Origin of the sequence: Flavobacterium sufflavum (assembly GCF_004016525.1) — a bacterium.
Classification (GTDB): domain Bacteria; phylum Bacteroidota; class Bacteroidia; order Flavobacteriales; family Flavobacteriaceae; genus Flavobacterium; species Flavobacterium sufflavum.
Map to the genome: position 1 here is coordinate 183,845 of NZ_SACJ01000004.1, position 13,517 is coordinate 197,361.

At 32.7% G+C, this 13,517-nt stretch carries 15 protein-coding genes; 4 read left to right on the forward strand and 11 right to left on the reverse strand.

Going from position 1 to position 13,517, the window contains the following annotated elements:
- Nucleotides 1–57 precede the first annotated feature (57 nt).
- Nucleotides 58–531, reverse strand: a complete 474-nt coding sequence (locus EOD40_RS08795; RefSeq protein ID WP_128194681.1) for a DUF5606 family protein — start codon at nt 529–531, stop codon at nt 58–60.
- A 93-nt stretch (nt 532–624) separates the two neighbouring features.
- A complete protein-coding gene (gene def, locus EOD40_RS08800) occupies nt 625–1,212 on the reverse strand; it encodes a peptide deformylase (RefSeq protein WP_128194683.1) in 588 nt (195 codons plus the stop codon).
- A 197-nt stretch (nt 1,213–1,409) separates the two neighbouring features.
- On the opposite strand from def, the gene EOD40_RS08805 reads away from it, so the two are divergent.
- The gene (locus tag EOD40_RS08805) at nt 1,410–3,632 is read left to right on the forward strand and encodes an FUSC family protein (RefSeq protein WP_128194685.1); all 2,223 of its coding nucleotides are present in this window, start codon (nt 1,410–1,412) and stop codon (nt 3,630–3,632) included.
- Nucleotides 3,633–3,678: 46 nt separating this feature from the next.
- On the opposite strand, the gene EOD40_RS08810 is transcribed toward EOD40_RS08805, so the two are convergent.
- The 5 genes from EOD40_RS08810 to EOD40_RS08830 all read right to left on the reverse strand — a co-directional run bounded on the left by EOD40_RS08810 (nt 3,679) and on the right by EOD40_RS08830 (nt 7,015).
- Nucleotides 3,679–5,172 carry a malate:quinone oxidoreductase gene (locus EOD40_RS08810; RefSeq protein ID WP_128194687.1) on the reverse strand — a complete coding sequence of 498 codons (1,494 nt, stop codon included), beginning with the start codon at nt 5,170–5,172 and terminating at the stop codon, nt 3,679–3,681.
- Between the two features lie 113 nt (nt 5,173–5,285).
- Entirely contained in the window at nt 5,286–5,702 is a 417-nt protein-coding gene (gene ruvX / locus EOD40_RS08815) for a Holliday junction resolvase RuvX (RefSeq protein WP_128194689.1), read from the reverse strand.
- 1 nt (nt 5,703) lies between these two features.
- Entirely contained in the window at nt 5,704–5,985 is a 282-nt protein-coding gene (locus EOD40_RS08820) for a type II toxin-antitoxin system RelE/ParE family toxin (RefSeq protein WP_128194691.1), read from the reverse strand.
- On the reverse strand, nt 5,975–6,208 hold the full coding sequence (locus EOD40_RS08825) for a hypothetical protein (RefSeq protein WP_128194693.1): 234 nt from the start codon (nt 6,206–6,208) through the stop codon (nt 5,975–5,977). Before EOD40_RS08825 ends, EOD40_RS08820 begins: the two co-directional genes overlap by 11 nt.
- A gap of 72 nt (nt 6,209–6,280) precedes the next feature.
- On the reverse strand, nt 6,281–7,015 hold the full coding sequence (locus tag EOD40_RS08830) for a class I SAM-dependent methyltransferase (protein ID WP_128194695.1): 735 nt from the start codon (nt 7,013–7,015) through the stop codon (nt 6,281–6,283).
- A 114-nt stretch (nt 7,016–7,129) separates the two neighbouring features.
- On the opposite strand from EOD40_RS08830, the gene EOD40_RS08835 reads away from it, so the two are divergent.
- Nucleotides 7,130–7,945 carry a 2,3,4,5-tetrahydropyridine-2,6-dicarboxylate N-succinyltransferase gene (locus EOD40_RS08835; protein ID WP_128194697.1) on the forward strand — a complete coding sequence of 272 codons (816 nt, stop codon included), beginning with the start codon at nt 7,130–7,132 and terminating at the stop codon, nt 7,943–7,945.
- 65 nt (nt 7,946–8,010) lie between these two features.
- Here the strand turns inward: EOD40_RS08835 and EOD40_RS08840 are convergent, their stop codons facing one another.
- On the reverse strand, nt 8,011–8,772 hold the full coding sequence (locus tag EOD40_RS08840; RefSeq protein WP_128194699.1) for a lipopolysaccharide kinase InaA family protein: 762 nt from the start codon (nt 8,770–8,772) through the stop codon (nt 8,011–8,013).
- 153 nt (nt 8,773–8,925) lie between these two features.
- On the opposite strand from EOD40_RS08840, the gene EOD40_RS08845 reads away from it, so the two are divergent.
- A complete protein-coding gene (locus tag EOD40_RS08845) occupies nt 8,926–9,984 on the forward strand; it encodes a glycosyltransferase family 9 protein (RefSeq protein WP_128194701.1) in 1,059 nt (352 codons plus the stop codon).
- A 35-nt stretch (nt 9,985–10,019) separates the two neighbouring features.
- Here the strand turns inward: EOD40_RS08845 and EOD40_RS08850 are convergent, their stop codons facing one another.
- Nucleotides 10,020–10,829, reverse strand: a complete 810-nt coding sequence (locus tag EOD40_RS08850; protein ID WP_128194703.1) for a glycosyltransferase family 2 protein — start codon at nt 10,827–10,829, stop codon at nt 10,020–10,022.
- Between the two features lie 364 nt (nt 10,830–11,193).
- The gene (locus EOD40_RS08855; RefSeq protein ID WP_128194704.1) at nt 11,194–12,009 is read right to left on the reverse strand and encodes a glycosyltransferase family 2 protein; all 816 of its coding nucleotides are present in this window, start codon (nt 12,007–12,009) and stop codon (nt 11,194–11,196) included.
- Nucleotides 12,010–12,065: 56 nt separating this feature from the next.
- On the opposite strand from EOD40_RS08855, the gene EOD40_RS08860 reads away from it, so the two are divergent.
- The gene (locus EOD40_RS08860; protein WP_128194706.1) at nt 12,066–12,803 is read left to right on the forward strand and encodes a glycosyltransferase family 2 protein; all 738 of its coding nucleotides are present in this window, start codon (nt 12,066–12,068) and stop codon (nt 12,801–12,803) included.
- On the opposite strand, the gene EOD40_RS08865 is transcribed toward EOD40_RS08860, so the two are convergent.
- Nucleotides 12,795–13,505: a polysaccharide deacetylase family protein gene (locus EOD40_RS08865; protein WP_128194708.1), complete on the reverse strand. Its 711-nt coding sequence runs from the start codon at nt 13,503–13,505 to the stop codon at nt 12,795–12,797. The genes EOD40_RS08860 and EOD40_RS08865 overlap by 9 nt on opposite strands.
- Nucleotides 13,506–13,517 lie beyond the last annotated feature (12 nt).

Below are 13,517 nucleotides of genomic sequence, written 5' to 3' on the forward strand. Positions count from 1 at the left end.
AAATCCTGTGTTCTAATTAGTTTAGAACACAGGATTTTTATAAAAATTCAAAATCAATTATTCTGTTACTTTTTTAGTTTTTTTTGGTTTCTCAGCTGGAGCTTCTGCTTCAGCAACTGCCGCTTCTACTACTTCTTCCACTGCAGTTTCTTCAACAATTAAACCTTTAGCTTGTAAAGTGTTGTACCAGTTTAAGATTTTCTTAATATCTGAAGCATAAACTCTTTCTTCATCATAAGTTGGTAAAACCTCTTTAAAATAAGCTGCTAAGGCTGCATTATCCTCTTTATGAGAAATAGCCGGACCGTTATTTTCTTTAGTAGCGATAGCATCCATTACTTCTTTCAACGGTTTCTCTCCTTCATAAGTGTAAACTGAAATCTCAGATAATAAACTCACATTACTTTTTAAATTTACTGTGATTTTTTTTCCATCTGCCAATGATTCTGCTACAAAACCAGTACGTGTTTGTACTTTTAAAACATATAAACCTGGTTTACCAGAAATCGCTAATATTTTTTCTAAATTCATGCTTTTTAAATTATTATTAAGAATTCAATTTTTACAATTTATTGTTCTGGTATTCTTCAAAAACAATACCAAAAACGGAATTTTGAAGGCTTTTTATCTTCCTTTTTTACCGAAGAAACGCATTCTATATTCCTGGAACGTTTTCCCTTCCATGATGTTTTTCAATTTCCCTTTGATCAATCGCTTTTTTAAAGACGAAATTTTATCGGTAAATAAAATACCTTCAATATGATCGTATTCGTGCTGAATCACTCGCGCAATCAATCCGTCGAAAACTTCTGTTTTCATCACAAAATCTTCCTCGCAATATTCGATAGTAATTTTTTCTTTGCGATAAACGTCTTCACGAACATCAGGAATACTCAAACAACCTTCGTTAAAAGCCCAATCATTACCTTCTTCCTTAATGATTTTAGCATTAATAAATGTACGTTTGAATCCTTTTAACTGTTTTTGTTGATCGGCTGCTAAATCTTCGTCGTCACTAAAAGGAGATGCATCTACTATAAATAAACGAATTGCAATTCCTACTTGTGGCGCTGCCAGTCCTACTCCAGATGCATTATACATTGTTTCGTACATATTGGCAATTGTTTCTTTCAAATCAGGATATTCGGCTGTTATTTCCTCACATACTTTTCTCAAAACCGGATCGCCATATCCTACAATTGGTAAAATCATTGTTGTTGTATTAAATATTATTAACCTCAAATAAAGGTTCTACATCCTGAATTAGGATTGCCAAAAATAGTAAAAATTTAGACAAAGCTTAAACGGAAAACCGAGAAATAGTATTTTTAAATGAAATACTAAAAACACTTTCATTTATTCAATAGATAAATCGCACAATTCATACCTTTGTGTATAATCCGAAATTTATGACCTCTAAAATTCAGAAATTTATTGCCGGTACTGATTTCAGCAACGCCCTAAAAATTACTATTGCAGCCGTTTCTCCCGTACTGTTGTTTTCTTACTTAGATAATTTCCATATTGGTTTCACCATTGCTTTAGGGGCTTTCTTTACTTTCCCGAGTGATATTCCCAGTAATTTAAAACATAAAATTAAAGGATTACTGGTTACTTCATTAATTATAGCGGGAGTTAACCTGATCATTAACCTTTGTTATCCTTATCCGTGGTTGTTCTATCCCGTACTCATCGCCTTGATTTTTAATGTCTCGATGATTTTAGTCTATGGGCAACGTGCCACCATGGTTTCTTTTTCGGCTTTATTATCGCTTTCACTAGCTTTTGCCCATCTGAATTCGGGTTGGGAAATGCTACAATATTCAGGACTTTTATTTGCCGGAGGTTTATTCTACACCCTTATTTCTGTCATTTTTTTCCACATAAAACCCAATCATTATGTCGAATTACAAATGGCAGAATGCATCCGACTAACCTCAAAATACCTGAAATTACGGGGAGATCTTTGGGAATTAAATTCGAACAGAAAAGCAATTACCAAAAAGCAACTGCATTTTCAGGTAGAACTGAACACTATTCACGAAAATATTAGAGAAGTTTTAATTACCAATAGAACCAAATCAGGTTCGTCAGGGCAAAACCGAAAAATGCTGTTGAGTTTTATCACATTGGTAGAAATAATGGAATTAGCCATATCAACTTCTTTCGACCATAACAAACTGCATCAAAAGTTTGATGTCTATCCGAAAGCTTTGGAAACTTATCAAAATTTAGCGTATAACTTGGCTAAAAGCCTAAAGCTACTGTCCAAAAGCATCATAGAAAGAAAACCTTATGAATCCGAACATAATCTAATTGAGGATTTACATCAATTTGAAATTACAATTGGCAATTACAAAAAAGAATTAAAGGCCGATTCCTCTTCCGAAGAGGTATTGATGCTCATTACCATGTTGCATTATGCCGAAAAACAGGTCGAAAAAATAAAAACCTTAGAACGTGCTTATACTGTTAACATTAATTCCGGAGATTTAAAAGGACGGGATAAAGACATTGAAAAATTCATCAAACCACAGTATTACCCGCTGAGTACTTTGGTTGAAAATTTCAGCTTTTCATCTACGGTTTTCAGGCATTCGCTTAGAATAACAATCACTATTTTGTTAGGTTATATGATTGGGAAAGTCCTTCCTTTAGAAAACGTCTATTGGATTATTCTTACCATAGTGGTAATTATGAAACAGGGATTTGGGCTTACAAATGAGCGCACTTATCATCGTATTTTTGGCACTTTAGCTGGTGGTATTATCGCTTTCGGAATCTTATCGGTGGTTCATGATTCTTACGTTATTAGCACCCTCGCCATTATTGCCATGCTTTTAGGTTTTTCGTTCAATCCTACCAATTATAAAATTGGCGCTACTTTTATTACCATTTATGTTATCTTAATTTACGGTGTTTTATCTCCTGACAATGGAAATGTAATCGAATATCGAATTTTGGACACCTTTGTAGGTGCCGTTTTATGTCTGCTTGCTAATTATTTTTTATGGCCTTCATGGGAGTTTTTAAGCTTACCGGTTTATATACAAGACGCTATAGAAGCGAACCGAAATTATTTGAAGCAAATCTCAATTTTGTACAATCAAAAAGGGGACGTTCCTACCGAATATCGATTAGCCAGAAAACAGGCTTTTATCGAAATTGGGAATTTAATGGCTTCTTTTCAGCGAATGTTGCAAGAACCAAAATCGAAGCAGAGCAAACTTCCTCAGGTATACAAACTCACGGTATTGAATCATTCGTTATTGTCTTCTATTGCTTCGTTAGGCACTTATATTCAATCGCACAAAACAACCGAAGCCTCCAAAGCTTTTAATGTAGTAGTAGACAAAGTAATTGAGAATTTAGAGTTTGCCATGAATACCTTAAGTAATCCTGATTCGAAAATAGCAGCATCTAACGAAGATTTAAACCAAAGACTTACTGAATTGAAAAACATTCGGGCAAAGGAATTAAAACAAATAAAACTAATCGACGAAGAGGAGTACCAAATCAAGATGCAGGAAGCGCAATTAGTCATCGAACAGTTAATTTGGTTGACTAGTTTATCTGAAAACATTGTAAAAACAACGCAGCTGTTAATGGCTGTAAAAAAAGAATCCCATTAGCCGCGGCTAATGGGATTCTCGTTTTATAAATATGAGCAAATAGCTATTATTTTAATTTTAAAACTTCGGCAGTATTTTCTCTTACTTCTTTTAACAATTCTGGATTTTCATTCAATTTTTGTCCGTAAGAAGGAATCATAGCTTTAAATTTCTGCTGCCATTCCGGAGTTTTCATTTCTTCTTTGTAACATCTTCCTATTACATCTATCATAATAGAAACTGCTGTTGAAGCTCCTGGTGACGCTCCTAATAATACTGATAAAGTTCCATCAGCCGAAGTAATTACCTCTGTACCGAATTCTAATTTACCCCCTTCTTTTTCGTCTTTTTTAATTACCTGAACTCTTTGTCCTGCACGTTCAATCACCCAATCCTTAGATTTAGCTCCCGGAACATATTCTCTTAAAGCTTTAATTCTATCAGCAGGAGATTGTCTTACTTGCTCAATTAAATATTTGGTTAACGGAATATTTTTAACTCCCGCCATAACCATTGGTACAATATTATCCAATTGTATTGATTTTGGCAAATCAGAATATTTACCATTTTTCAGGAAACGGGTTGAAAAACCTGCAAAAGGTCCAAACAATAATTGTTTCTCACCATTAATCATTCTGGAATCAATATGAGGAACCGACATTGGTGGTGCACCCACTGATGCTTTTCCATACACTTTTGATTCGTGTTGCGCAATTACTTCTGGATTAGTACATCTCAACCATTGTCCACTTACTGGGAAACCTCCAAAACCTTTTCCTTCTGGGATATCTGCTTTTTCTAATAACGGCAATGAACCTCCTCCTGCACCAATGAATACAAATTTAGTATAGGCTTTTCTTTTTTCTCCAGTACCTAAATCAGTAATTTTTATTCTCCAGGATTTATCCTCACGTTGTCTTAACTTTCTAACTTCGTGATTAAAATACATGTTTACACCTTCCATTTTAGTCAGGTAACCAAACATATTACGAGTCAATTCACCAAAATTCACATCAGTACCAATAGCCATTGAAGTACCAGCTACTTTTTCTGATTCTTTTCTGCCTTCCATTACCAGAGGCATCCATTTTTTTAATTCGGCAAAATCAGTACTATATGTCATTTCTTCAAAAAGCGGATTAGCCTGTAAAGCTTCGAATCGTTTTTTAAGATAGTCTACATTTTTATCTCCCCATACAAAACTGATATGTGGAATTCTTTTTATAAAATTTTCCGGAGCTGATACCTTTTCCTGTTGAACTAAATATGCCCAAAATTGACGAGAAACCTCAAAAGACTCCGCTATACTGATGGCTTTTTTAGGATCAATACTTCCATCACTACCTTCCGGTGTATAATTCAATTCACAAAAAGCAGAATGTCCTGTTCCTGCATTATTCCATGCATCAGAACTTTCAGCAGCTGCGCTATCTAATCTTTCGTAAATATCAATGGTTAAATCAGGTTGTAATTCTTTTAGAATTAAACCTAAAGTGGCACTCATAATTCCAGCTCCAATAAGAACTACATCACTATTTGAACGTATGGTTGTATCAGACATAAGTATTTTTTTATAAAGTGCAAAGTTACTTTATTATTCTGATAATTAAAAGACCATTTGAGGGGTAAAAAGTTACATTTATCACTACGTTTAATCGTTTTAACAAAGAATTATTAAAACATTTTGCGGGATAAGTAGTCTTGCAGCATAATTGTAGCCGAAATTTCGTCAATCAACGCTTTGTTTTGACGTTGTTTTTTCTTTAACCCACTATCAATCATGGTTTGGAAAGCCATTTTAGAAGTAAAACGCTCGTCTACACGCAATACTTTCATATCTGGAAAATGATTTGTAAAATGAGTTACAAAACCTTTTATAATAGACGCACTCGCGGATGGTTGTCCGTTCATTTGTTTGGGTTCACCAATGAGTACCAGCTCTACTTTTTCTTTAGCAAAATAGTCTTTCAAAAAAGCAATTGCTGTTGAACTGGGAATAGTAGTCAATCCCGAAGCAATGATTTGCATTTCATCTGTAACGGCAATACCTGTACGTTTTTGACCGTAGTCTATGGCGAGAATTCTTGGCATTTTACAAAGAGTTTTTATGTTTTATGAAACCGAATACTGAGACAATTTCTTGTTCTGTATCTATATAATACACAATAGTATAACATTTAAAAACATAATCTCTAATGTTTTCATCATCATAATATTTGGATTTCTTAAAATGAAGTGGATTTTTTAAATCTTTCTTGATATTTTTAATTAAATCAGTCTTAAACTTTCTTGCTGCAATAGGTTTGTCTTTCGAAATGTACCTAATCTGACTATTTAAATCAAGCCTAAAATCTTTAGTGATTTCAATTTTCATATTCCGAAATAGTCTTTTCTAGATATGCATCTAACTCTTCCAAAGAGCAACTTTCGGCTGTTCCATTTTTAATCTTAGCCAAAGTAGCGTCCAATTTTTTCTTATTTGCATCGAAATCAGGATCTTCTTGAACTATTTTTAGATCATCCGAAGAAAACGAACTTAATAATTCTAAAATTTTCTCTTTAATCTCTGATTTAAATTCCAATCTAATCGCTTCCATAACAGTCGTAATTTACAATACAAATATAAGCTTTTTCAAGCTATTTTTTATCGAATAATCCCTTTGAAAAAATCACTTCAATTTCCCAATTCTAAGCAACAACGGAAAAGTTACTTTTTTATCATTTTCTTCCCAAGAAGATTTCAATTCATCCCGAATCAAATCTATTGGATTTTGACCATTTTTTGAAATATAATGCTGGACTGATGACCAGGTTTCGAGATAACCTATCAATTCCTCAAAAGCCCATTCCAATTGATTTTCGAATTTCTCTACTGCCTGTTCTTCAAATGGAAACGGAATTGTCAAATAATTTTCATCTAAATATTTTCGTTCTTTATCCCAATAAGGTCCTACTATATTATAATAAAAATGGTTTAAAATTTTGTCCGAATCGGCATTGGTTGAAAATAATCCGTATCCAATAACAGCAAAAACACCATCGGGTTTTAGAATCCGGTATATTTCTTTGTAAAACAAACCAAAATCAAACCAGTGTACTGCCTGTGCTACAGTTATCAAATCAAATTTTTGATTCTCGAAACTTGTTTTTTCTGCCGGGGAAACTTTATAAATTATATTATCAGCCTGAATAACATTATCCAATTGATTCTGACTAATATCGATTCCGCAAACAATGTCAAAAAAAGCTGATAACTTATGCGCCACCTGACCATTCCCTGTAGCAATATCAAGTGCATGTGATTTATTTTCGACAAAAGAAACAATATAGCGAATCAATTCATCCGGATACTGCGGACGAAATTTTGAATAGCCTGAAGCCTGTTTTGAAAAATTATCTTTCATAAAAGTTCTTATTATTTAAAGATACAAAATGCTTTTCTCTTTTGAAATATATTAAATTAATTTGACTTTTGGTTTTTGCTTTAAAAACATATCTTTGTCAAAAAATATTCAAAAATGAGCGCATTACAAACAATTATAGAACAAGCCTGGGAAAACAGAGCTTTGTTGCAAGAAGAAACAACTACTAACGCGATTAGAGAAGTTATCGAATTATTAGATTCAGGAAAATTACGTGTTGCTGAACCAAAAGGTGACGGATGGCAAGTAAACGAATGGGTTAAAAAAGCAGTAGTTATGTACTTCCCTATTCAAAAAATGGAAACTATAGAAGCCGGAATTTTTGAATACCATGACAAAATGGAATTAAAAAGAGACTATGCTGAAAAAGGTGTTCGTGTAGTTCCTGGAGCTTCTGCTCGTTATGGTTCTTTTATTTCCAGTGGTGTAATCATGATGCCTAGTTATGTAAACATTGGTGCTTATGTTGATGCCGGAACTATGGTAGATACTTGGGCAACTGTAGGTAGCTGTGCTCAAATTGGAAAAGACGTTCACTTGAGTGGTGGTGTTGGTATTGGTGGAGTTTTAGAGCCATTGCAAGCTGCTCCGGTTATCATTGAAGATGGTGCTTTCGTAGGTTCTCGTTGTATTGTAGTAGAAGGAGTTCACGTAGGTAAAGAAGCCGTTCTTGGTGCAAATGTATGTTTAACAGCTTCTACTAAAATCATCGATGTTACAGGAGAGACTCCAGTTGAAATGAAAGGTTTTGTTCCTGCACGTTCAGTAGTAATCCCTGGAAGTTACACTAAAAAATTCGCTGGTGGTGAATACCAAGTGCCTTGTGCTTTAATCATTGGTACTCGTAAACCATCTACTGATTTGAAAACGTCATTAAACAATGCGTTAAGAGAATACGACGTAGCGGTATAATTTCAAATTCAAAATATTTTAAATTCCAAATTCCAATTGTTGTAACGATTGAAATTTGGAATTTTTTATTTCATTAATTTCAGTTTTCGCTTCATATACTTCTTTCGGGTAATTTTACCTTTGAAAGCTTTTGTCTTTTCGAGTAAAATTTGATGTAATTTCACTTCTGATTCTCCGCTTAATATTGCATATTTTTTCGCAATTACTTTGACCATGGTTTTCGAAAGCCACATTTTTTTGAAATTATCCATTCGTGCTTCGATTGATAAATTTTCAAATTTCATCCTATTCAAATCAATCAAATAAAAATCAAATTGCCCCTCGCCTTTTTTAACAATAAGGGTATTTCCCGGTGAATGATCTAAAAAATTCACTCGGGCTTCATGCATCTTATAGGTAAAAGCTGCAAACTGTTCCAAAATAACATTTCGCTCCGGAAACAATGGATCGTGAATTAATTCTCTAATAGTAAAATCATAATCTATTTGCTGACAGATGTAATAGCTGTCCTGAAGTAAACCAAAACTATTTTTTTGTTCGATATAAGCAACCGGAAAAGGGGTTGCAATGCCGTTTTTCAAAAGGTAATTGGCATAATCAAAAGAACGCTTGGCTTTGGTACTTCTAAAAAAAGAATAAACAATCGATTTAAAAAGTCCCGGTTTTTGAAAAAACTTAATATTAACTTTTTCAGTTCCTAGAAAATTAGATTTAATAGTGTTTCTCGCGCCTTGCACAATCAAATCGCCACTATCAAAAAAAACATCAATCAGCTGAGGAATAAGGACTTCTTTTTCTTTGTATTGTGGATGAACAGTGATTTGCACGATATTGAATATTATTTTTGGTTTAAAAGTATAAAAAATAGTACTTTGCGGCAAGAAATAGTTTTATGAAGAAATGAGCCATGCCAAATTTAATTGCTTTCAACTATCCAAAATAGCGAATTACATGCCTCCAATAAAAACAATAAAAACAGCATGAAAGTCCTGATCATACAAAATAAACGAATTGGAGATGTTTTAATCAGCTCCTTAATTGCCAACAACTACAAGGCCAGACATCCTGATAGTGAAATACACTTTATGGCGTATGATTTCACACACGGAGTACTTCAAAACAATCCCAATATTGATAAAATTATTTCTATCAACGACAAAGAACTAAAAAAACTCCCTGTCTTACTAAAGCTTATTCGAACCGTCAAAAAAGAGAAATACGACATTATCTTTGATCCTTATTCTAAAACACAGAGTAAACTGATTTGTAAATTTTCGGGAGCCAAGCAAACTATTGGTCACAAAAGCCGAAAAAAACTGGGAAACTGGGGTTATTACACTCATCCAATTGCGATATCCAAAGAAAAAACTAAAATTTGCGGTAAAGCCATTGAAGACCGAATTCACTTGTTACAACAAGCCGAAACATTTTCGAACATTGATTATGTCCCAAAATTATTTTTAACTGATGAGGAGAAATCCGAAAATCAATTAGGCAACTATACCGATAAAAAAGTAATCGTTTTTGGTATATTAGGAAGTACTCCTCAAAAATCGATGCCGTATAATTATGTAGCAAAAATGGTTGATTTTATAGCCAATCAATATGATGCCTACATCTTATTCAACTATGCACCTCATCAAAAAGCAGAAGCTGAAAAAATATATGCACTTTGCCAAAACAAAGCCAATATCATTTTAGACATTTATGCTCCAAGTATTCGGGATTTTATAAAAGTAATGAACCAATGTAGTGTTTTAGTTTCCAATGAAGGAGGAAGCGTACATATTGCCAAAGCCTTGAATAAACCCACTTTTACAATCTTTTCCCCGTATGTAAACAAAGACCATTGGGCCAGTTTTGAAGATGGAAAATTCCATCACTCGGTACACCTATTGGAGATGAGACCTAATTTATTTGACAGTTTTACTTTTGAGGAATGCAAAAGAATTGAAAAAAATCCAGATGAATTATACAAACAATTAACTCCTGAAATGATTATTCCTGAATTGGACATCTTCCTGAAAAACAATTTATAACAAAAAAGCATTCGCCATAACGAATGCTTTTTTGCTTATTTTAGGATTCCAAAATCAGTCCATTTTTTCTTTTGCAATTTGGTTTCTTTTCGAATATTTTTATTCTTATTAATAGATTCAGGTGTGGCATAACCACGTGGATGATCTAAATGCAAACAAACCGTACTGTATCTAATTTGTTTCGGTTTCACACCATAATTCACCAATCGTTCACCTAATTCCCTATCCTGACCGCCATATTGCATACGTTCATCAAAACCATTGATAGCCAAAATATCTTTTTTCCAGCCCGAAGCATTATGCCCGTTCCAACTTGGAGTAGTTGGCGTCAAAAAGTTTAAGATTGAAGTTTTTACACCGGTCGCATTTATTTTATTATTCTTAAAAGAAGCTTTCATTCCGTTTTTCTTTAACCAGGAAACATCAAAACATTTCATGGAATAAATATCTTCTTCTGTAATATTTTGGGACAATTGCATCGGTAATTTATGATAACCTCCTGAAAGAAAACAACCTTCCTCCCTAAACTTGATATGCTGCTCAACAAAATCCGGACGCGGAATACAATCGCCATCAGACATCATTATATAATCAGTTGTACAGGCTAAAATAGCTTTATTTAAAATCTGAGATTTTTGAAAACCATTATCTTCATGCCAAACGTGGATAATAGGATAAAAAACTTCTTTTTTCAATTCATCAATTAAATCAAAAGTCTCCTGACGTGAACCATCATCAGCAATGACCATTTCAAAATTGCGATATGTTTGCGTATTATAACCCCAAATGACTTTTTTAAGCCATTCAACAGAATTATAAGTACTTACAATTACAGATATTTTCATTTTCTTTTTTTTAGCGATTTGGGAATTGCTTTTATTAATACTGTTGTTAATTCTAACCGTAGATTAGACCCTAAAAGTTTAAAAAAGTTTAATTTTTTTTTAAATCTTTTTCCATGATTCCTTAACAAACAACGGTTTTTTTATTTTTTGCAAAAATAAGACTCCTATTTTTGGTTTCAAACCAATACAACGTTAAAAAAAAAGAGAAAATCAGCTTGTTTCTATTTAATATCAAACGTTTTTTGTGATTTATTTAAGAGATTTTATGAATATTTTTAAAACAACTCCTCACAAGTACAATATATATGAGGTATTTCAGAAGTATATCGAAATTATTTTATTGAAAAAGGATTAGAATTAGGATTTATTTTTGCAATCCAAATTCAGTTCTAACCTTACCTAAGGTTTTAGTTTCTTTACGAATTTGTTGGTTCTTTATAATCATTTCAGGTTTAACATAACCACGAGGATGATCCAAATGCAAGCAAATAGCAGCATAACGAATTTGTTTGGGTTTGACACCATAATTAACCAATCTTTCCCCAAATTCCCTGTCTTCGCCTCCATATTGCATACGTTCATCAAAACCATTTACCGCTATAAAATCAGCTTTCCACCCGGATGCATTATGACCATTCCAGCTTGGTTTTGTTGGTGTAATATTATTTAAAAACCAACTTTTAAATCCATATTCGCAGATTTTATTGTTTTTAAAAGAAAAAGATATTCCATTTTTTTTCAACCATTTAAGATCAAAACAGCTACCTGAATAAATATCGTTTTTCGTAATTTTTTTCGAAATAGAATCCGTTAATTTATAATAACCGCCTGAAAGAAAAAAACCCAATTCACGATTTTTGATATGATGTTCTACAAAATCTGCACGAGGAATACAATCGCCATCGGTCATCAAAATATAATCTGCCGATGTCTCTAAAACTGCTTTATTAAGAATCATTGTTTTTTGAAAACCATTATCCGGATGCCAAACATGACGTATGCTATAAAAAACTTTTTGTTTCATTTTTTCAATCAAATCAAAAGTATCTTGCGAAGAACCATCGTCAGCAATAACAACCTCAAAATCCCTATAGGTTTGAGTGTTATAACCAAATAAAACTTTCTTTAATAATTCAGGCGAATTATAGGTACTGATAATAATTGAAATATTTTTTTGCATAATCTCCCAAAAATAATCAAAATTACTAATTTTGCGACATTTAACACTAAAAAAAAATGACTAAACTTACCGCCATAATCCCAACATATAATGAAATTGATTATATTGAAGATGCAATAAGATCAATTGAATTTGCTGATGAAATTATCGTAATTGATTCTTTTAGTACTGATGGGACTAAAGAAAAAGCGGTTGAATTAGGATGTAAAGTGTTAGACCGAAAATTTGATAATTTTTCCAATCAAAAAAATCACGCAATTTCTTTTGCAACAGGCGATTGGATTTTATTTTTGGATGCCGACGAAAGAATTTCAAAAAAACTGCAAATCGAAATTCAAGAAGCTATTAACAGCTCTAAATACAATTCCTACAAACTAAAGTTTCCTCATTTTTACATGAATCGTTTTTTATACCATTCGGAAAGCAAAGTACTCCGATTAGTCAAAAATAATGGTGTCTATTTTGAAGGAGCTGTTCACGAAAAATTAAAAACTACAGGAAAAACAGGGGTTTTGGACAATTTTGTAATCCACTACACCTATAAAGGTTTACTTCATTATATAAACAAGAAAGATTCTTATGCGTGGTTTCAAGCCCAAATGTCATTAGAAAAAAACAAAAAAGTGAACCTTTTTTTATTAATCTTCAAGCCTTTTTATCGTTTCTTCCATTCTTACATTATCAAAAGAGGTTTTCTTGATGGTATTCCTGGTCTTGCCGTAGCAACTATTAATTCTTATGGTGTTTTTTCCAGATATGCTAAAATGATTTTGATTGAAAAAGGATTAAAATAATTTCAACTTACCGAAACGCAATTTAAATTTAAATTTCAACAGGCTATCTTCTCCTTTAATGTCAATTCGCTGAATTTCATACGGATTAATAAAGGGGAATTTATTGATTCTGTTACCTATTCTCAATCCCACTTTTACATTATTTTGTCGTAAAACAGTAGTAAACATAGATTTACTAGGCTCTTTTTTAGGATAGTTCCCATAAGGATATGCCAGAGCATTATAGACTTTTAAATCATTTTGCTCTATAATTTCAAAACATTTAGAAAAATCGGTATTGATTTCAGCTTCAGTTAAAGCAGCATATCTTTTATGTGCAAAAGAATGCAACCCCAACTCTACTCTACTATCTAATGCTTTCAATTGTTCAATAGACATAATTTTCTCTTTTCCTGAATTCCATGAGTCCACATTTCCAATATAACTAAACGGAATAAAAAAAGTAGCTTTTAAATTGTATTTTTGAAGTAAAGGAACTGCGTAATCCAATTGATTCACAGTCACATCATCAAAAGTAATCACCACGCTTTTAGGATTTATTGAGGCTCTATTCTCTAATTCCGAAAAATGATAAGTCGTATATCTTTCCTGCTGCAAATAACGAAACTGCTCTTCTAAAGCACCACAAAAAACAGTCAAACCTTTACTATCTTTAAGATCATTAGAAACATTGTGGTACATCAATATAGGTAAACGTGTCATTTGCAAATTTTA